16 protein-coding genes are annotated in these 19,001 nt (G+C 68.8%); 8 read left to right on the top strand and 8 right to left on the bottom strand.

Annotation, left to right across the window (positions count from 1 at the left end; genetic code table 11):
- Positions 1-172: 172 nt before the first annotated feature.
- Positions 173-826, bottom strand: a complete 654-nt coding sequence (locus OG373_RS15215) for a DUF1707 domain-containing protein (protein WP_405438826.1) — start codon at positions 824-826, stop codon at positions 173-175.
- Positions 827-976: 150 nt separating this feature from the next.
- Between OG373_RS15215 and OG373_RS15220 the strand changes: the two genes are divergently transcribed.
- Positions 977-2,647, top strand: coding sequence for a fumarate hydratase (locus tag OG373_RS15220; RefSeq protein ID WP_405438828.1), 1,671 nt, complete (start codon positions 977-979; stop codon positions 2,645-2,647).
- A gap of 92 nt (positions 2,648-2,739) precedes the next feature.
- Here the strand turns inward: OG373_RS15220 and OG373_RS15225 are convergent, their stop codons facing one another.
- Genes OG373_RS15225 through OG373_RS15235 form a run of 3 tightly spaced genes read right to left on the bottom strand, consistent with a single transcriptional unit; the run spans position 2,740 to position 4,344 of the window.
- Positions 2,740-3,588, bottom strand: a complete 849-nt coding sequence (locus OG373_RS15225) for a helix-turn-helix domain-containing protein (protein WP_405438830.1) — start codon at positions 3,586-3,588, stop codon at positions 2,740-2,742.
- Between the two features lie 14 nt (positions 3,589-3,602).
- Positions 3,603-4,118, bottom strand: coding sequence for a DUF6879 family protein (locus OG373_RS15230; RefSeq protein WP_405438832.1), 516 nt, complete (start codon positions 4,116-4,118; stop codon positions 3,603-3,605).
- Positions 4,090-4,344: a hypothetical protein gene (locus OG373_RS15235; protein ID WP_405438833.1), complete on the bottom strand. Its 255-nt coding sequence runs from the start codon at positions 4,342-4,344 to the stop codon at positions 4,090-4,092. The genes OG373_RS15230 and OG373_RS15235 overlap by 29 nt, the downstream gene beginning before the upstream one ends.
- A gap of 795 nt (positions 4,345-5,139) precedes the next feature.
- On the opposite strand from OG373_RS15235, the gene OG373_RS15240 reads away from it, so the two are divergent.
- On the top strand, positions 5,140-5,289 hold the full coding sequence (locus OG373_RS15240) for a hypothetical protein (protein ID WP_266996804.1): 150 nt from the start codon (positions 5,140-5,142) through the stop codon (positions 5,287-5,289).
- Between the two features lie 5 nt (positions 5,290-5,294).
- Positions 5,295-6,473 carry a protein-L-isoaspartate(D-aspartate) O-methyltransferase gene (locus OG373_RS15245; protein ID WP_405438835.1) on the top strand — a complete coding sequence of 393 codons (1,179 nt, stop codon included), beginning with the start codon at positions 5,295-5,297 and terminating at the stop codon, positions 6,471-6,473.
- A 67-nt stretch (positions 6,474-6,540) separates the two neighbouring features.
- Here OG373_RS15245 and OG373_RS15250 read toward each other — a convergent pair whose 3' ends face one another.
- Positions 6,541-7,353 carry a phage major capsid protein gene (locus OG373_RS15250; protein ID WP_405438836.1) on the bottom strand — a complete coding sequence of 271 codons (813 nt, stop codon included), beginning with the start codon at positions 7,351-7,353 and terminating at the stop codon, positions 6,541-6,543.
- Positions 7,354-8,825: 1,472 nt separating this feature from the next.
- Positions 8,826-10,394, bottom strand: a complete 1,569-nt coding sequence (locus OG373_RS15255) for a recombinase family protein (protein ID WP_405438838.1) — start codon at positions 10,392-10,394, stop codon at positions 8,826-8,828.
- Between the two features lie 250 nt (positions 10,395-10,644).
- Here OG373_RS15255 and OG373_RS15260 point away from each other — a divergent pair, with 250 nt between their 5' ends.
- Complete coding sequence (locus OG373_RS15260) at positions 10,645-11,262, top strand: hypothetical protein (RefSeq protein ID WP_405438840.1); 618 nt, start codon at positions 10,645-10,647, stop codon at positions 11,260-11,262.
- Here the strand turns inward: OG373_RS15260 and OG373_RS15265 are convergent, their stop codons facing one another.
- Entirely contained in the window at positions 11,263-11,619 is a 357-nt protein-coding gene (locus OG373_RS15265) for a hypothetical protein (RefSeq protein ID WP_405438841.1), read from the bottom strand.
- Positions 11,620-11,672: 53 nt separating this feature from the next.
- Here OG373_RS15265 and OG373_RS15270 point away from each other — a divergent pair, with 53 nt between their 5' ends.
- Positions 11,673-12,440, top strand: a complete 768-nt coding sequence (locus OG373_RS15270; protein ID WP_405438843.1) for a glycerophosphodiester phosphodiesterase — start codon at positions 11,673-11,675, stop codon at positions 12,438-12,440.
- A gap of 65 nt (positions 12,441-12,505) precedes the next feature.
- Here the strand turns inward: OG373_RS15270 and OG373_RS15275 are convergent, their stop codons facing one another.
- The gene (locus OG373_RS15275; protein WP_405438844.1) at positions 12,506-14,032 is read right to left on the bottom strand and encodes a ricin-type beta-trefoil lectin domain protein; all 1,527 of its coding nucleotides are present in this window, start codon (positions 14,030-14,032) and stop codon (positions 12,506-12,508) included.
- Positions 14,033-14,141: 109 nt separating this feature from the next.
- Here OG373_RS15275 and OG373_RS15280 point away from each other — a divergent pair, with 109 nt between their 5' ends.
- The 3 genes from OG373_RS15280 (at position 14,142) to OG373_RS15290 (ending at position 18,992) form a co-directional block, all read left to right on the top strand.
- Positions 14,142-15,545 carry a class II fumarate hydratase gene (locus OG373_RS15280; protein WP_405438846.1) on the top strand — a complete coding sequence of 468 codons (1,404 nt, stop codon included), beginning with the start codon at positions 14,142-14,144 and terminating at the stop codon, positions 15,543-15,545.
- 112 nt (positions 15,546-15,657) lie between these two features.
- On the top strand, positions 15,658-16,377 hold the full coding sequence (locus tag OG373_RS15285; RefSeq protein WP_405438848.1) for a DUF402 domain-containing protein: 720 nt from the start codon (positions 15,658-15,660) through the stop codon (positions 16,375-16,377).
- A gap of 308 nt (positions 16,378-16,685) precedes the next feature.
- Positions 16,686-18,992, top strand: coding sequence for a SpoIIE family protein phosphatase (locus OG373_RS15290; protein ID WP_405438849.1), 2,307 nt, complete (start codon positions 16,686-16,688; stop codon positions 18,990-18,992).
- The last annotated feature ends 9 nt before the right edge of the window (positions 18,993-19,001 follow it).

The raw sequence follows: 19,001 nt of genomic DNA on the forward strand, positions 1-19,001 counted from the left end.
GCGACCGGAAAGGTTTGCCGTGCCGGGCGTCGCGACCCGGTGGACCTTTCCGGTCACAGCACCAGGTCGTGCCGTGCGGATACGCGGCCGGTTCTCGCCGGATCCACCGGCGTGTCGGCCCCCGGGTTCAGCCGGTCCCGGCCCGTCGCGGCCCGGCCCGTCCCGGCCGGTTTCAGCCCTCCAGGCGCTTGCGCAGCTTGCGGGCCAGATCCACCAGGCGGGCGCCCACCTTGGGCCGCGCCTCGATGTTGCCGAGCAGGGCGAAGCCCCGGACGATCACCACCGGGGCCTGCGGATCGGTCTCACCGCGGCCCTCGCCGCGCACCTCGAAGTTGCCGAGGACGCCGCTGCCGTAGCCGCGCAGGGTGACGTTCTCCGGGACCAGGACCTCGACGTTGCCGAGCACGCAGGTCACGTTGATCTCGGTGACCTGCTGCTCGAAGACCGCCTCGGTCAGGTCGATGTTGATGTCGCCCATGACCGAGACGGCGCGGGTGTGCGGTCCCGGCCGCCAGCGGCCCTTGCGGGCGGAGCTGCTGCACACGGCCACTATGGTCTCGGCGGGACCGGTGGCGGGCGACGCGTACGCGGGCGAGGCATGGACGCCGCCGGGCGCGGGCAGATCCCGTACGAGCAGTTCCAGCTCGCCGACGGTCTTCACCGCGTACAGCGTGTCCAGGCGGTCGGAATGCTCCTCGGCCGTCAGCCGGCCTTCGGCGAGGGCGTCGCCGAGGATCTGTGCGATCCGGTCCCGGTCTGCGTCGGAGGCGCGCAGCTCGGCGGGCGCGGGTACGGGGGCGGCGGCAGGGTGCTTTTCCAGGTCCACGGCGCCCAGCATAGCCAGACACGATAGATCGCGATACTGCCGAGTGAGCCTTACCTCACAGACACACCTCCGGCGGGAGGTCCTACGCTGGTTAACCGCGCTGCCAATTGGTCGCCAGCGCCGTCTGCCGAGTGAGGAATGACTGCCGTCATGCCAGAGTTTGCGTACACCGACCTGCTGCCCCTGGGCGAGGACACCACCCCGTACCGGCTGGTGACCTCGGAGGGCGTCTCGACCTTCAAGGCCGACGGCCGTACGTTCCTCAAGGTCGAGCCCGAGGCGCTGCGCAAGCTCGCCGAAGAGGCCATCCACGACATCCAGCACTTCCTGCGCCCCGCGCACCTCGCGCAGCTGCGCCGGATCATCGACGACCCCGAGGCCTCCTCGAACGACAAGTTCGTGGCCCTGGACCTGCTGAAGAACGCGAACATCGCGGCGGCCGGCGTCCTGCCGATGTGCCAGGACACGGGCACGGCGATCGTCATGGGCAAGCGCGGCCAGAACGTGCTCACCGAGGGCGGGGACGAGGCGGCGCTGTCGCGCGGCATCTACGACGCCTACACGCGGCTGAACCTGCGCTACTCGCAGATGGCTCCGATCACCATGTGGGAGGAGAAGAACACCGGTTCGAACCTGCCCGCGCAGATCGAGCTGTACGCGACCGACGGCGGCGCGTACAAGTTCCTCTTCATGGCCAAGGGCGGTGGCTCGGCCAACAAGTCGTTCCTCTACCAGGAGACCAAGGCGGTCCTCAACGAGGCCTCCATGATGAAGTTCCTGGAGGAGAAGATCCGCTCCCTCGGTACGGCGGCCTGCCCGCCCTACCACCTGGCGATCGTGGTCGGCGGCACCTCCGCCGAGCATGCGCTGAAGACCGCCAAGTACGCCTCGGCGCACTACCTGGACGAGCTGCCCCGCGAGGGCTCCCCGCTGGGCCACGGCTTCCGCGACGAGGCCCTGGAGCAGCAGGTCTTCGAGCTGACGCAGAAGATCGGCATCGGCGCGCAGTTCGGCGGCAAGTACTTCTGCCACGACGTCCGCGTCGTGCGCCTGCCCCGCCACGGTGCGTCGCTCCCGGTCGCGATCGCCGTGTCCTGCTCGGCGGACCGCCAGGCGACCGCGAAGATCACCGCCGAGGGCGTCTTCCTGGAGCAGCTGGAGACGGACCCGGCGCGCTTCCTGCCGGACACCACGGACGAGCACCTGAACGAGGCCGAGGACGTCGTCTCCATCGACCTGAACCAGCCGATGGACGACATCCTGGCGACGCTCACCGAGCACCCGGTGAAGACCCGGCTGTCGCTGACCGGCCCGCTGGTCGTGGCGCGCGACATCGCGCACGCCAAGATCAAGGAGCTGCTGGACTCGGGCGCGGAGATGCCGCAGTACCTGAAGGACCACCCGGTCTACTACGCCGGCCCGGCGAAGACCCCCGAGGGCTACGCCTCGGGCTCCTTCGGCCCGACCACGGCCGGCCGTATGGACTCCTACGTCGAGCAGTTCCAGGCGGCGGGCGGCTCCAAGGTCATGCTGGCCAAGGGCAACCGATCCCAGCAGGTGACGGACGCGTGCGGTGCGCACGGCGGCTTCTACCTGGGCTCGATCGGCGGCCCGGCGGCGCGCCTCGCCCAGGACTGCATCAAGAAGGTCGAGGTCCTGGAGTACGAGGAGCTCGGCATGGAGGCGGTCTGGAAGATCGAGGTCGAGGACTTCCCGGCCTTCATCGTGGTCGACGACAAGGGCAACGACTTCTTCACTTCGCGTGAACCCGAGCAGCCGACGTTCACCAGCATCCCGGTGCGCGGTCCCGGCCTCGGCTGAGCCCGGTAGCAGCACCTGTCGAGAGCCCCTGGCATCCGCCGGGGGCTCTCTGCTTTATCAGTGGTCTCGCGCCCGGCTGGATGCGACCGCGCTCAGTCCAGGGATGCCAACGCACCCGCTGCGAGGGAACGTGCCGCAGCGCCCCGCACAGCCCCTTGTGAGAGCCGGTCGAAGGCCCGGGCGTACAGCTCGACCTGACTCGGCTGAGTGAGCGTGGAAGCGGCGTCCAGCGTGTCCGCGTGCACCCTGGCGTCATCGAAGATCGTGAAGGTTGGCATGGGCCATACGGTCCGTTGCGCCGAGAACGGGATGACGCCCACGGCGACGTTCTGGAGATCCATCACCCCGAGCAGGTGACCAAGTTGGGCTGCCATGGTTTCCGGACTGCACATCCGGTACCGCAGTACGGCTTCCTCCAGCACGAAGCAGAACCGTCGGGCACCGCTGCTCAGCACCGCGTTTCGTCGTATGCGGGCCGCCACGGCGTCACTCACATCGTCCGGGGTCCCCCGGAAGCCTGCGATGGACGACAGCAGAGCACTGGCGTATCCAGGTGTCTGGAGGAATCCGGGGATCACGTCCGAGACGTAGACCCGGAACACCTTGGTCTGCTGATACAGGTCCCCCGTGGACTCTTGCAGGCGGCGGAGACCGCTCCGCTGAAGTCGTCTCCACTGAACGTGCGCATCGGCTGATTGTCTGTTTGCCGCTATCAGGTCGGGGATCTGGCAGTCGGCGGAGCAGGCTCGGCACCACGCCCCGATGTCTGCATCCGAAGGTGGTGTCTTGGCGTTCTCGATCCGGGACGACTTCGACTCCGACCAGCCGCACCTGACGGCCAGCTCCCGCCCGCTGATGCCCGCATCCCTTCGGATCTCGCGCAGACGGCCGGCGAGGTCTTCGCGGGCCTTCTGCACGCTTGAGAACGGGTGTGGGGGCATGGAACTGGCTTTCGTCAGATCTCGTACTGGTGGTGTGGAACCGCTCGCTCCCAGACTGCTTCGAAGGCAGCGGAGCACAGCTTTACGGTCTCCGGGTCGGACATGATCTCGTCCTCGACCACTGCTCCGTCGCCGGAGAAGTGGTGCACACGGAGGAGAGCGCCGTCGAACAGCCAGAAGTCATTTCCCGGCAGGGGGATGCTCGTTGCCCGGCGGCGTGGCAGCCACCGGACTGCCTCGCCCGCCGTGACGTTGGCGTGGGTGACGTAGTGCTCCCAGCGGATGTAATCCGATACCGGCTCGGAGACCACCCGGGCCCGGCGGACAGATACGCCCCGGGCCACAGTGTCCTTGATCAACTGATCGTAGGGATGCCACCAGGACTCGCGGTCCTCCCAGTTGATCCGCTCACCGCGCTTCCACGCCTCGAACCGATCAGTCGGGGCGTAGGAGTCGCGCAGCTCCAGATGGACAGCGGATCGCTCGCACTGGCCAAGCAGCTCAGCGAAGCTGGGCACGCTCGACGGCATCACACGCCTCCCTGATCACCGGGATCATCCGGGCCGGAATCCTCACGATGGCTTCGTTGTCGGGGACCGGCCCGTTCGCCGGACTGCTCGCCTCACACTCCGCCTGAGTCTTGACGCTCGGCTTCCATCCCTGCAACAAGATCTCCTGAGCTTCCGCGTCCGCCCACACGGTGGGGCAGTGGTCCCGGTCCGTGTTCGGGTCGATGCCGACGAACTGTACGGCCATGGCTGGCTCCCTGGTATAGGTGCTTGCTCGGGCTTGCATGAGCCTCTCTGAACAGCCGATACGGCGTCAGTAGCGCTATCAGCCATGCGAATTGGCGTGCAAGGTCATGCAAGTTTGTGGAGTCTCATGCCATCGGCTCCCTAGGTTCGTTCCATCGACTTCGGGAGCGATCGGGAGGACGCCATGGCGGGCACCGGGCAGACGGCGGAACAGGCGTGGGAGTACGTGACCTACACGGAGAAGCGTGAGACGTGCCCCGCATGCAAGAAGCCCATCCGGCTCGATCGGCCTGCCCGACGGGGGATGCTCGGGCGGTCGGACGGGAATCCCGCCGTTGCCTACTGGCACACCAGCTGCTTGCCCGAGGGGGCCCGCCGGTGAGACGCGTTCTCCGGTACGCGCAGCACCGGATCATCAGACACCCCGAAGGCCAAGTGAACGTGGCTGCGCCCTGCCAACAGCGTGAATGCTGCTGGCAGTCGTCCGAGAGTTCCGATGTGGCCGACGTCGACCGTCAGTGCATGGCCCACACCGGACTGACCGGGCACGACGCATTCACCCGGAAGTTCACGGACGTGGCACTCGTCCTGCGGGTGGACGAGTGAAAGACGGCGGTGCGCAGCCCTCACGCTTTCGTGCCGTCCTGGTCACCCTCGGGGCGGTCGCGTGGACCCTCACCATGGCGCTGATAGTCGCCCGAGGAGCACGCGCCTGACGGCGCACAGTCCAGCGCAGACCCCCGCTCCTCACGGGGCGGGTAGCACGTTCATCAAGCCGACTACCAAGGAGGAACCAGTGAGCGGAAAGCACGGCGGCGGTACGGGCAGCGGCCAGGGCGGCAGTCAGCAGGACGACGGCAGCAGCGGGCGCGGACACGGAGGCGGCGGCACCGACACCGGTAGCGGCGGCAACTCCTCCGACGGCTCCGGCCCCGCGAAGAAGTAGGTCGGATGACCGCGCGCACAGACGAGGCGGGCCCCCAGGGGCTCGCCTCCGCGCTCGTCCAGTCGGGCGCTCTGCATTCCGATTGGCTGCCGACATACAAGGCAGTCCCCCGAGACCTGTTCGTGCCCGACCGCATTTGGCCGGGCATCCCTGACGGCACCCGACAGAACCCTTTGGTGGACCGCACCGCGGACCCCGATGCTTGGTTCCGCGCGGTGTTCTCCGACATCCCTCTCACGACGCAGTGGGACGACGGTAACCATGCGGGTGACGGCCTCGGCACGACCCCGAGCAGCTCCAGTTCCCAACCACACATGGTGTTCTCGATGCTGGCCGATCTCGACGTCAGGGACGGGCATCGGGTCCTTGAGATCGGTACGGGTACGGGCTGGAATGCAGGTCTCCTCTCGCACCGGTTAGGGCCCGGGAACGTGGTCTCCATCGAGTTCGACCCCGAGGTAGCCAAGGGTGCGGGCAGAAACCTTCGGGCCGCTGGTCTGTCCCCCCTGGTGATCGTGGGAGACGGCCGGCTGGGTTACGCGGGAAGTGCGCCGTACGACCGCGTCATTGCGACGTGCTCAATCGGTGAGGTTCCCTCCGCATGGGTCGAGCAGACCGTTACCGGCGGGGTCGTCGTCGCCCCCTGGGGGACGGAGTACGGCGGCGAAGCCATCGCCCGCCTGACCGTGAACGGCGACGGCACGGCGAGCGGCCACTTCACCCGCTCCAGCGCCTTCATGCGCCTGCGACAGCAGCGACAGAACAAGCCCCCGCATGACGTGTACCTCAAGGGCCAGGAATGGCCCGCAGACGGCGACAGGAGCACGACGGCGCTCTCCCCCGCCGAGGTCGGCGGATGGTTGGAACAGTTCGTGATCGGGCTCCGCATGCCCGGGGCGTTCTGGACGGTAGAGCGGTACGACGGTGGCGCCTACACGCTGTGGACGTACAGCACCGACAGGAAGTCGTGGGCCTCGGCCGACTATGAGCCGGAGCGGCAGGAGTACGCGGTCGTCCAGTCTGGCCCCCGCAGGCTGTGGGAGGAGACAGAAGCCGCTTACCGCTGGTGGGAAGAGCACGGGCGACCCGGCTTCGATCGGTTCGGCCTGACGGCAGACAGCAACGGCGGACGGGCGTGGCTCGACTCCCCGAACAGCCCCTTATTGGTTCACTACTCTGCATAGCGGATGGTAAACACAAAAGAACCCCCAGAAGGCACTGGGGGGGGTTCTTTCGTCTGAACGGCTGCTATTAACTGACTGCCGCCTTCACCACCTGCACGGAAGCAGGTTCGGCGAGGGAAACGCCAGCCATGCGCATCGTCAGCTTGAAGCCGACCTGATCCGAGTCGAATCGAGCATCCTCGCTGACCCTCACCTGAGCATTTCGACGGACACCGACAACGATTCGAGAAGCGTCAGCAACTACAACGGTCTTGGCCGCAAGGAAGCTACTCACCAGGATGGGAAGACCCCATGCAGTGGTAGCCGGGGAATCAGTCGGCTGACCACCCTGATAGATACCCGACCCAGTCGCCTTCTCCTTGCGGAGCGCCGCAGCCATATCGGTAGAGGCCCAAACGACCGAAGGGCGCCCGTTAGTGGCCTCGATGCGGGCCACCGCGTCCGCCAGGTCATCGTAAGTCACCGTGACCTTTCCAGCCCCCAGGGCCGTCGTGATTCCCTGAGAAACCACGCCCTTGATCGGGTTGGCGCCCGAGCCGGTGAAGGCGTCGGCATCAAACTTCAGCGAAGCGTCACGCAGAAGATTGTCAGCGATGATCCGCCGAAGATCCAGCGCGGAATCCTCCAGCACCTCAGTGCTGGCCCACTGAATCTCGCCGATCTTCTTTGCGGTGAACTTGACTTCACCCCAAACCATCTGACCCGCCGGAATGACCTGCCCCTCGGCAGCAAGCCGCGCCAGACTCGCTCCGGCACCAGCAATGAAGGAGTGACCATTCCCTCGGCCCCGAACACCATCACGGCGTGCGGGAGTATGTGGCAGGTTCCCCCTCGGGTTCCTGCATAGGTAATAGGCCCGTTGGCGAGCGGGTTTCGTCACGCATTACTGAGATCCGATACGCAGCGTCAGGAATCGTCACGCGTTCCCACGAACCCAGGCGAACCCCCGCACGCTCACACGGAGGGAAGGAGGCGGGTGCAGAAGTGGTCAGCCTCAGAGTTTGAGAGGCGCCCCCGGGTGATGAAGACACCCGTGCGGCCTTACACGGACGCTAGAGGAGCCTGGAGACCGATAGAGAGGAATTGATTGCAAGTCGATTCCTTGCGGCCTCTGCGGGCCGCGTAGGCCATTCCTCGGCCGGCCTGGGCTCCCCCGCCAAGGGGGGGCACCCTTTTCAACTCCGCCTCCTTTTCGGGAGTCGTTCGCTGGCCTTGGCCATTGAAGGCTCCTGAGGCTCCTGGCCGAAGGGAGTCTCTTACTAAGATCTTCGCTCTGCTCTCGCAGGCTTCGAGCTTTCAGCCTTGGCCGAGTCAGGCCCCGTCAGGGAGCCTGGCTGCCCTGATTCTTCGAACGGCCAGGGGATAGCTGCGAGCTTGCGAGGAGCTAACAGACCCCAAAGGGGTCTGTAGTTCTTAGTTACTAGTTACATCTCAGAAAGCCCGGGAGTGTGAAGCAGCGAAGGCGTAGCTGTGAGACAGCAGCACCGCCGCTATGACACAGCGGCACTACTCCTCTATCTCATAGGGCACCCCCTGTGAGACAGGGGGGGCTACACAGGGAGATACGGGTTATGGGCCACGGCCGCCTTAACGGCCGCGTCGTAGCAGCCGTACTCCGGCTTCCATTGCTGCTGCCGCTCGGCCGGGGGTGACAGGAACACCGCCCGGGCTTCGAAACTCAGGTCATCCCAACCGAGCGTGCGAGCCTCATTCGACGAGTGCTCGCTAGGCGGCCCTGGAATGCCCGCAGGGCGCCTTTCGGCTACCTCAGCCGGCCTGGGTGCCCCAGGGGTGCCAGAAAGGCCGTGAGGGGCTTTCTCCGCCTTTTCGCCCGGGATGTTGATCCGATAGGTAGTGGCGACTCCTCGGGACCCGTGACGGGCCACGGAGAGATAGCCGAGGTCCACAGCTGTGTGCAGCCATCGGCTGGCCTTCGACCTGTCGATACCGGTTGCCTCTTGGATTCGGTCGAGGGAAGGCCGTATGTCCTCGCCCCAGGTTCCCCAGCGGGTACCGAGGGCTATGAGGAAGCGCGTGAAGTTGGGCCACGCATCTTTGCGCGTGAGCCTGTGAGTTCTGAGAGCGTCGGGCCCGGGAGCATCGGCCGTGGCCAGGGTAAAGACCCATATGCCGTGTCGTGCCTTAGCGGCATCGGAGCGATTAGCCATACGGGTACCGACGTGTCCTCTCCTGGTTCGGGCGGTGATGGAGTTGTACCCCCGAAGGGGTGGCGGTTTCAAGGACAGCGCTCGAACGCAATGAATGGAGCCGTTTAAACGGCGAGGGCATGAAGAGACCCCCGTCGCGTCTAGATGCAACGGGGATCAGTGGAGCTGCGATGGATCTATCTAGCTACTTCCGCGTGTACGCCCTCCGGGCTGGAAGAATGAACTCGGCCTCCGGAGAGGTCCATTCGTATCCCTCAGGGACGTGGAGGCCCGTTTCATCGGCGATCTCGGCCACCTCAGGTACGCGGACGAGCACGCGTCGGGAACCGTCCTCCGCGCTTCCTACGGTCACCGTAATCGCGTGCCGTTGCAGGAAGACGCGCTTCTGCTCGTCATCCTTGGTGACCCACTCCTCAGAGTAGGTGCGCCCCGTTTCCTTCCACGCCGGGACATTCTCGGCCGCTTTAATTTCTTCCCTCAGTCGCTCGACCTTCTTCGACTGGAATTCATGCTGCCCCCAGTACCGCTCAATCTGAACATCGGTCTTGAGGCGTCCGGCGAGGTAATCAGATTCGAGGCGATCCAAGGTGGCCTCGGCCTCGGAAAGTTCAGTCTTGGCCTCACTGATGGAATTTCCGGCACGCTCCATGACAGGCAGCGACCCAAGGGTGAGTTTCACAAACGATCCAACAGCCGTGTCGAGGTCATCCCTGCGGATACGGCTAGGGGCAGAACACGTACCGGTATTCACGTTGTTGCAGCCGTAGTAGTGGTGCACGGTACCATTCGGCTTCACCTTTTTATTGGAAGACATTCGCGCACCACAACTCTGACAGATAGCCACACCACCGAGCATCGACCGCGAAGGCGTAGCGCGCCTCACCTGGCGGTCGCTCTTGAGCGCGGCGACAAAGTCGGACCACTCCGCAAACTCCATTAGGGCGTCATCGGTAATGCGGACGTTCTCGCCGTTTTCATCTACGACGTTCTCGCCCTTGTGTGTGTAAATACCGGCCACCGTAGGATTCATCACTATGGCGCGAATAGCGTTTGCCGTCCAGGCGACAGCCCTTGGCTCTTCGCCCTTCGCGATGCGCAGATGATCCCTCCACGTAGGGACACCGCGCTTATTCAGATCAACCGCAATCTTGTAGGAAGACCAGTCACCCTTCAGGCGCTCCACAATCTCGCGGAACAGTTCCGCGTAGGTGGGGTCCTGAACGAGCTTCTTCCCGCCACCTTCCTGCCGCTCGAAGTGGTATCCGAACGGCTCCACACCACCGATCCAAACACCCTTGGCCTTACGGGCTTGAGAGCCCGAGAGCGCGCGGGCGCGGATGGTGTCCAGCTCACCCTCGGCGAACGCCGCGATGATCTGAGCGAACATCTTCCCCATGGGGGTGCTCATGTCGATGCTCTCGCTGACCGAGACGATCGCCTTACCGTGCTCACGGCACCAATCAACGATCTCGGCGAAATGGCCAGCACGGCGGGAGAGTCGGTCGAGCTTCCAGACAGCCAAGACATCCCACTCGTCCGCCCGCTCCGCGAACCAGGGACCCAGGCCGGGACGCTTGAACGGATGCATCGCCCCGGACACGTCCAGGTCCTCCGCCCAGCCCACTATCCGGCCGCCGACGGCCGGACCGGCAGCCCAGTGCTCCACGGCATGACGCTGCTTCTCGGGGCTGGTGGTGTCGTCCTTCAGGATGGACAGACGGACGTTCCCCAGGACCCTTGGATGCTTGATCATGGCCGGAGGTTACGGGAGTTCCTGTGACCAGAACAAGCCGAACGACTTCTTCCAGAACCCGGCCCCTGAGCCGACGTTCACCCACACCCCGGTCCGCGGACCGGGTCTGTAGCGCGCGTGACCGAGGGCTCCTCCCCCGAACGGGGGAGGAGCCCTCGCGCATGTCCGCCCATCGGCAGATGGCAGGACGGCGGGCTCCCGGCGAGGCTTTTCCCGTAACCAAACAGCCTTTGGAACACGGGAGTTCGCCATGAAGAACCGTAGGAGCGCCCTCATCCTCGCCGGAACCGCCGCCGCGCTCGCGGCCACCCTCATCGCGGCGGCCCCCGCTCCGGCCGCCCCCGCCACCCCGGCTGCGCAGGCCGCGCCGAAGCCCGCCTCCGTGCACGGGGGCGGCACGATCTTCTTCCCCTACTCCGCCAAGGACGACATCCGCTTCACGGTCGACGCCGTGTCGACCCCGTGGACCAGGCCGTTCCCGGGGGCCGAGAAGGGCCTGCCGACGGACGCCCGGGGCCGGGTGACCATCTCCCACTACTTCACGGAGTCCGGCTTCACCGCCACCGCCGAGGCGGAGGTGGACTGCCTGGTCACGGGCGGCAGGACCGCCAGCCTCACCGCCGTGGTCAAGACCTCGAACGTCGGCTGGGACGGCAAGCGGATCGGCATCAGCGTCCAGGACGGCCAGCACGGCGAGCCGGACCGCGTCGGGTTCTCCTGGGCCGTCGTCAACGTCGACGTGAAGCCGGACGGCACCGTCGCCGAGGGCACGGTGGGCACCTGCATGGCCCCGGCCCCCTTCACGGAGGTCACCAAGGGCGGCTACAAGGTCACGCCGGCCCCGCTGGCCCCGCAACCGAAGTCGTAGTCACGGCGTCGGAGACAGCAGGTACCGGGCCTCGACGGGGGTGGCCCGGTACCCCGTCCTCCGCGCGGCGACGACCTCGGCGATGGTCAGCCCGTACACCCGGCGCAGCAGCGCGATGGGCACCCCGTCGGGCCCGCCGACCGGCAGGTGGACGGTGCCCTCCGCGGCCACGATGCGCTCCCGCACCCGCGGCGGCGGTACGCCCCGGCCGTCGTCGCAGGCGTAGACCTCGTACCGCGGACAGTGTTCGTACCCCCTCCAGCGCAGCTCGCCGTCCTCGATGAACTGCCAGTCCTCCTGGACGCACTCCTCGCACGGCTCGCAGTGCAGGACCGCGTACATCTGCTGTTCGGCCATCCGGGCAGGATGCGGTACCGGGGCGTCCCACGCATCCCGATAACGTCTGGGGCATGACGCAGATGCAGCCCCTCACCGCCCGCGACGTGCGCGTCATCGCCCATCGCGGGGCCTCCCACGAGCACCCCGAGCACACCCTCGCCGCCTACCGGCAGGCCATCGCCGACGGGGCCGACGCGCTCGAATGCGATGTGCGGCTCACCGCCGACCGGAAGCTGGTCTGCGTGCACGACCGGCGGGTGGAGCGGACCTCGGACGGGCGCGGGGTGGTGTCCGCGATGACCTACGAGGAGCTGTCCGCGCTCGACTTCGGCGGCTGGAAGGGCGCGGAGCACCGCGGGGCGCCGGTGCTGCTCTTCGAGGACCTGCTCAAGGAGGCGCTGGCCGCCGACCGGCCCGTCGGGCTGGCCGTCGAGACCAAGCACCCCACCCGCGCCGGCGGCCGTCTGGAGGCCGAACTCGTACGGGTCCTGAAGGACCACGGGCTGGCCGACGGCTCGGCCGGCCTGGTCGAGGTGATGAGCTTCTCGCGCAACGCCCTGACCAGGTTGAACCGGCTCGCGCCCGGGTTGCCCGCCGTCTACCTGATCGAGCGGCGGCTGCGGCCCGCCCGGCCGCCGTTCGCGGGGCACGCGGGGCCGGGCATCGACCTGGTGCGCAAGGATCCGGGGCTGGTGGCCCGGCTGCGGGCCAAGGGGCTGCGGGTGCGGGTGTGGACGGTCGACGAGCCCGAGGACGTGGAGCTGTGCCTGCGGCTCGGCGTGGACACCCTGATCACCAACCGGCCCCGCGAGGTGCGGGAGTACCTGCACTCCTTGTGACCGGCACGGAGACACCCGGCCGGGGTGCGCCGGCCGGGCGTGGGGGGTCTGGTGGTGCGGGGCGGTTATGCGAAGCGCTGGTTCGCGGATCCGTTGCAGGTCTGCAGGCGCAGCGGCTCGTGCGCCGCGGCCACCGTCAGGCACATCCCCGGGGCGGCGGCGGGGCGCAGGGTGGCGCCGTCGCGGACGAACTGCTGGTTCGCGCCGCCGTGGCAGTTCCAGATGATCAGCCCTGTACCGGAGCCGTAGGCGGAGCCGGGAGCGTCGATGCAGCGGTCCTGGGTCAGTTCGATGTGGACGGACTTACGGACGCTGTCGTACCACCAGCCCTGGTTGCGGCCGCCGTGGCAGTCCCATCCGACGATCCTGGTCTCGTTGGCGCTGGAGCCGCCGAAGGAGTCGAGGCAGTTGCCGGTCGCCTCGTTCTTCAGGGGCTTGAACCGGTCGTCCCAGGCGCCGACCTGCAGCACAGGGGTCCCGGTGCTCGCGGGGTCGGCGCAGGAGGCTTCACGCAGGCCCGAGTTGTAGAGCTGGGTGAGGCAGGAGGCGAAGGCGCCGTGGCCCCGGTAGTTGGGGTGGAAGGACTGGCGGGCGGTGTTCTCGTCCCACGGGAAGTGGTCCCCGAGGTCCAGGTAGAGGCCGCGGGCCCAGGTGTCCTCCATGCAGACCTCGTGGCCGTGGAAGAGGCGCGAGTTGTCCAGGTAGATCGCGCCGGAGGCGAGGGCCGCCGCGCGCATGCCCTTCTCGAAGGTGGGCACCGCGTAGTTGCGGCCCCAGGTGGCGTCGGAGTCGTAGCCGGCGCAGCCGCCGGGAAGCTTGCCGGGGAAGCTCGGGTTGTCGTGGAAGTCGGGCCCGATGGGGCTGGGGTAGCCCATCACGACCAGCTTGTAGTCGGAGTCGGCGTAACCGGCTTCGCGCATGACGGTCTTCAGGTCGGCGACCGTGGCCTCGACCTTGGGCTTCAGGCCGTCGACGCGCGCCTGCCAGCCGGGCCCGTACTTGGGCTCGCAGGTGCCCTGGCTGAGCACCCAGCGGGTGACGCAGTCGGTCATGACGGGGCCGAACTGCAGGTCGTCGTTGGCCCCGGCGACCAGCAGGACCATCTTGATCCTCGTGTTGCGCGCCTTGACGGCCAGGTTGTCGCTCTGCACCAGCTCGTCGGCGTACTGCTTGCTGCCGCCGATCCGAATGTTCCCGGTGTATCCGCCGGAGCAGGCGACGTTGAAGGTCAGGTCGGCCGGGATGCCGGTGCGGTGGATCGCAGCGTCCGGCGAGCGGTGGCACTGGTTGTTCGGCGTGTTGGTCGCGGGGTCGTAGTTGCCGACTCCTTCGCCCGAAATCTCGCTGTCGCCCAGCGAGATCAGGCCTGTTCTGCGCTCGTTCAGCGGGCGCACGGCCGGGTCGCCGTAGATCTTGGTGGCCTCCGCGGCCCGGATGGCCTCCAGCTCGGGCGACAGGGGCGTCACGGCCCCGGAGGCGGGCGCCGCCTGGGCCATGGGGGTGATGGCGGTGACACCCCCCAGGGCGGCCGCGATCGCCGCGACGGCGGCGAAGGTAGATCTGAGCATGGGTCTCGTACGGGCACGTGCCATGAAGGGCCTCCCCGGATGTCGGTGTTACCCCCGGTATTTACTGGCCGGTAGGGGAGTTGGGAACACTTCGAACAAGACAATTGCTCAACTTTTTGAGGAGGTCAGGAAAATGACAGACGAGCAGCAGGCCGATGCGTTCCGGATCGAGCACGACTCCATGGGCGACGTACGGGTGCCCCGGCACGCCAAGTGGCGCGCCCAGACCCAGCGCGCGGTGGAGAACTTCCCCGTCTCCGGCCAGCGGTTGGAGCGCGCCCACATCGAGGCCCTCGCCCGGATCAAGGCCGCCGCCGCCGCGGTGAACGCGAAGCTCGGCGTGGTGGACCAGGACGTCGCCGACGCGATCCGGTCGGCCGCCGCCGAGGTCGCGGACGGCCGCTGGGACGACCACTTCCCCGTGGACGTCTTCCAGACCGGCTCCGGGACCTCGTCCAACATGAACACCAACGAGGTGATCGCCACCCTGGCCACCGAGCGCCTGGGCCGCGAGGTCCACCCCAACGACCACGTGAACGCCTCGCAGAGCTCCAACGACGTCTTCCCGTCGTCCATCCACATCGCCGCCACCGCCGCCGTCACCGGCGAGCTGATTCCGGCCCTGGAGCACCTGGCGGCGGCCCTGGAGCTCAAGGCCGCCGAGTTCGCGCAGGTCGTCAAGGCCGGGCGCACCCACCTGATGGACGCCACCCCGGTCACCCTCGGCCAGGAGTTCGGCGGCTACGCGGCCCAGATCCGCTACGGCGTCGAGCGACTGCGGGCAGCCCTGCCGCGGCTGGCCGAGCTGCCGCTGGGCGGCACCGCGGTGGGCACCGGCATCAACACCCCGCCCGGGTTCTCCGCCGCGGTGATCGCCGAGGTCGCCGACGCGACCGGACTGCCGCTGACCGAGGCCCGCGACCACTTCGAGGCCCAGGGGGCGCGGGACGCACTCGTGGAAACCTCCGGAATGCTCCGCACCGTCGCCGTCTCCCTCACCAAAATCTCCAACGACCTCCGCTGGATGGCTTCCGGACCGCGCACCGGTTTGGCCGAAATCAATCTCCCGGATCTCCAGCCGGGCTCCTCGATCATGCCCGGGAAGGTCAATCCGGTGGTCCCGGAGGCCGTCCTGATGGTCGCCGCACAGGTCATGGGGAACGACGCCACCGTTGCCGTGGCGGGCGCGGCCGGCAACTTCGAGCTCAATGTGATGCTCCCGGTGATGGCCAGGAACCTCCTCGAATCGATCCGGCTGCTCGGCAGCGCGAGCCGCCTGCTGGCCGACCGCACGATCGACGGAATCACCGCCAACGAGGCGCGGGCCAGGAAATACGCCGAGTCCTCGCCCTCCGTGGTCACCCCGCTCAACCGCTACATCGGCTACGAGGAGGCCGCCAAGGTCGCCAAGAGGTCCCTCGCCGAGCGGAAGACGATCAGGGAGGTGGTCCTGGAGGCCGGCTACGTGGAGCGCGGGGCCCTCACTCTGGAGCAGCTCGACGAGGCCCTGGACGTCCTGCGCATGACGCGCCCCTGACCCGTCCGGCCGCACCTCCGGGCGGGGGCCGGATTCGGTCGTTTCTCGCTGTCGAACCCACCGGTGACCTGCGCCGCAGCGGGCGCCGGGACCCCCGCCCTAAGATCTGCGCATGACAGGTACTTTCAAGCCCGGGAGCGGCCCGGCGCGGAGCGCGCCGGGCGGTCCCGCGCAGGGCCCGCGCTGGGCGCCCGGGGAGCAGGTCCTGTGGCGCTACCGCGACCACGCCCCGGGGCTGGTGGGCCCGGTGCACATCTGCCGCCCGGTGACGGTGGTCCAGGACACCGACGAGCTGCTGGCGGTGTGGATGGCCCCCGGCACCGAATGCGTCAAGCCGGTGCTCGCCGACGGCACCCCCGTCCACGAGGAACCGCTCGCCACCCGGTACACGGCGGCGCGCACCACCGTACGGTCGCGGTGGTTCGGCACCGGTGTCCTGAAACTGGCCCGGCCCGGGGACCCGTGGTCGGTGTGGCTGTTCTGGGGCCCCGGCTGGCAGTTCAAGAACTGGTACGTGAACCTGGAGGAGCCGCGCTCGCGATGGGCCGGAGGGGTGGACTCCGTGGACCACTTCCTGGACATCGCCGTCCACCCGGACCGCAGTTGGAAGTGGCTGGACGCGGACGAGTTCGCGCAGGCGCAGCGGTCCGGTCTGATGGACCGTGAGCAGGCCGCCGGGGTAAGGGAGGCGGGCCGCGCCGCGGTCGAGGTGATCAAGGAATGGGGGGCGCCGTTCTCGGGCGGCTGGGAGGACTGGCGGCCGGATCCGGCCTGGAGGATTCCGGCCCTGCCGGAGGACTGGGACCACACCCCGACGCATATGACCTCATGAGACCCTTGATGCGCCCCCGGGGTTCAAACGTAGGATCGTCCTCCACGAGGTCACGCGCGCGGGGCGGCGCGGTGGATGCGCCGCTTTGCAAGTGGTGTGCCGCACGCGGGACTTGACCGGAGGTCGACGCACGACGAGAGGCGACGAGGGGGCGAGGGTCCGTCAGGGGCACCTCCCGGCCGCGGGTTGGGGGAGAAGTTTGGGCGAGGAACCTCGGGGCGATGGTGCCCGGGCCGCTGAGCGGGTATACCGCGACTGACCGAGTTGTGTGCAGCGCACATCGAGCGCAAACGGACGGAAATCCACGCGTGACGGAGTACCCCACCTCCCAGGAGGGCCCGCAGCCCGTCGCCTCCGGCGGAGGTACGGACGAGGCCGGCCACGGCAAGGCGCCCATCGCCGCCGCCGAGGCCGTACGCACGCATGCCGCGGACGCCGGCGCCGGCCCGGCGGCGGAGCCGGGCGGCGCGGCCGCCGCGGCGGCCTCCGACGCGCGCGCCGCCCGCTCCGCGGCGGGCGCGGGCGCGGGCGGCAGCGCCGGGCTGCCCCGGCCGCGCCGCAACGCGGCCGCCCCCGGCGAGGTACCGGCCGCGGCGGAGCCCGGCGAGGGCGCGGCCCGCCCCCGGCCCGGTGCGAGCTCCCTCGACGCGTCGATCGGCGCGGCCGGGCACGGTGCTCCCGCCGAGGCCCCACGCCCGCGCGGCGGGAGCGAGGACATGAGCGACGACGGCAACGGCCCCGCGGCCGGCACGATCGCGAGCGGTGACGGCGGAGCCGGGCACCACGGGGGTGGTGGGAGCTCCGTAGCGGCCGGGGGTTCCGGAGAGGTGACCGCCGCGCGCCGCGAGGGGGACCGGCTGCGGTTCGTCGGCGCCGCCACCCGGCGGATCGCCCGCGGCATCGACCTCGACGAGATCGTGCTGGGCCTGTGCCGGGCCACCGTGCCGACCTTCTCGGACGCGATCCTCGTCTACCTGCGCGACCCGCTCCCCGTCGGGGACGAGCGGCCCGTCGGCCCGGTCGTTTTAAGGCTCCGGCGCACCGACCGGCTCCGGCCGATCGACGACCTGACGGACATCAGCAGCACCATCGGCGCGGGGATGGACCTCGCCGGGGCCGCGGGGGCCACCGGCGAGCTCGACTTCAGCCAGTTGCCGCTGGTCGGCCCGCAGGGTGACCTGCCCGCGGCCGAGCTGTGCGAGATCCGGCCGGGCGGCGCGCTCGCCGAGGTGCTGCGCGGCGTACGGCCCGTCTTCGGTTCCTCCGCCGCCGCCCGGGCCGCACTGCCCGAGCTGCTCGGTGTCGACCACCCGCTGCCGCGCGGCAACCGGGCCGTCCTCGCACCGCTGCGCGGCCGCCGCCGGGTGATCGGCGCGGCCGTCTTCCTGCGCAGTCCCGAGCGTCCCGCCTTCGAGCAGAACGACCTCCTGGTCGCCGCCCAGCTCGCCACCCACACCGCGCTCGGCATCGACAAGGCGGTCCTGTACGGCCGTGAGGCGTACATCGCCGACGAGTTGCAGCGCACCATGCTGCCCGACAGCCTCCCCCAGCCCACCGGGGTACGGCTGGCCTCCCGCTACCTGCCCGCCGCCGAGACGGCCCGGGTCGGCGGCGACTGGTACGACGCCATACCGCTGCCCGGCAGCCGGGTCGCGCTCGTCGTCGGCGACGTCATGGGCCACTCCATGACCTCCGCCGCGATCATGGGTCAGCTCCGCACCACCGCGCAGACCCTCGCGCAACTGGACCTGCCGCCCGCCGAGGTCCTGCACCACCTGGACGAGCAGGCGCAGCGCCTCGGCTCCGACCGCATGGCCACCTGCCTGTACGCCGTCTACGATCCCGTCGCGCACCGGATCACCATCGCCAACGCGGGCCACCCGCCGCCGGTCCTGCTGCACCTGGGCGGCCGCGCCGAGGTGCTCCGCGTACCCCCCGGCGCCCCCATCGGCGTCGGCGGCGTGGACTTCGAGGCCGTGGAGCTGGACGCGCCCGCCGGGGGCACCCTGCTGCTCTACACCGACGGCCTGGTGGAGTCGCGCCTGCGGGACGTGTGGACCGGCATCGAGCAGCTGCGCGAGCGCCTGGCCACGACCGCCCAGCTGACGGGCCTGGACCACCCGCCGCCGCTGGAGGCGCTCTGCGACGACGTCCTGGACATGCTCGGCCCCGGCGACCGGGACGACGACATCGCGCTCCTGGCGGCCCGGTTCGACGGGATCGCGCCCAGCGACGTCGCGTACTGGTTCCTGGACCCGGAGGAGACCGCCCCGGGCCGGGCCCGCCGGTTCGCCCGCCGCGCCCTGACCCGCTGGGGCCTGGAGGAGCTGAGCGACTCGCTGGAGCTGCTGGTCAGCGAGGTGGTCACCAATGCCGTGCGGTACGCGGAACGCCCCGTGACGCTGCGCCTGCTGCGTACGGACGTACTGCGCTGCGAGGTCGGCGACGACTCGCCCCAGCTGCCCCGCCAGCGCCGGGCGCGGGACACCGACGAGGGCGGCCGCGGCCTGTTCCTGGTCAACCGGATGGCCCGCCGCTGGGGCGCGACGCGACTCAGCAGCGGAAAGGTCGTCTGGTTCGAGCTGTCGCTGCCGGGGACGCCCGAGCGCCGCTGATCCCGCGAC

The organism is Streptomyces avidinii (assembly GCF_045161815.1).
Taxonomy (GTDB): domain Bacteria; phylum Actinomycetota; class Actinomycetes; order Streptomycetales; family Streptomycetaceae; genus Streptomyces; species Streptomyces avidinii.

Coding starts and splice junctions, on each gene's coding strand:
- OG373_RS15265 (WP_405438841.1), bottom strand. CDS start 11,619: ATGGCCGAACAGCAGATGTACGCGGTCCTGCACTGCGAGCCGTGCGAG.
- OG373_RS15280 (WP_405438846.1), top strand. CDS start 14,142: ATGACAGACGAGCAGCAGGCCGATGCGTTCCGGATCGAGCACGACTCC.
- OG373_RS15285 (WP_405438848.1), top strand. CDS start 15,658: ATGACAGGTACTTTCAAGCCCGGGAGCGGCCCGGCGCGGAGCGCGCCG.
- OG373_RS15275 (WP_405438844.1), bottom strand. CDS start 14,032: ATGGCACGTGCCCGTACGAGACCCATGCTCAGATCTACCTTCGCCGCC.
- OG373_RS15245 (WP_405438835.1), top strand. CDS start 5,295: ATGACCGCGCGCACAGACGAGGCGGGCCCCCAGGGGCTCGCCTCCGCG.
- OG373_RS15220 (WP_405438828.1), top strand. CDS start 977: ATGCCAGAGTTTGCGTACACCGACCTGCTGCCCCTGGGCGAGGACACC.
- OG373_RS15255 (WP_405438838.1), bottom strand. CDS start 10,394: ATGATCAAGCATCCAAGGGTCCTGGGGAACGTCCGTCTGTCCATCCTG.
- OG373_RS15260 (WP_405438840.1), top strand. CDS start 10,645: ATGAAGAACCGTAGGAGCGCCCTCATCCTCGCCGGAACCGCCGCCGCG.
- OG373_RS15225 (WP_405438830.1), bottom strand. CDS start 3,588: ATGCCCCCACACCCGTTCTCAAGCGTGCAGAAGGCCCGCGAAGACCTC.
- OG373_RS15270 (WP_405438843.1), top strand. CDS start 11,673: ATGACGCAGATGCAGCCCCTCACCGCCCGCGACGTGCGCGTCATCGCC.
- OG373_RS15230 (WP_405438832.1), bottom strand. CDS start 4,118: ATGCCGTCGAGCGTGCCCAGCTTCGCTGAGCTGCTTGGCCAGTGCGAG.
- OG373_RS15235 (WP_405438833.1), bottom strand. CDS start 4,344: ATGGCCGTACAGTTCGTCGGCATCGACCCGAACACGGACCGGGACCAC.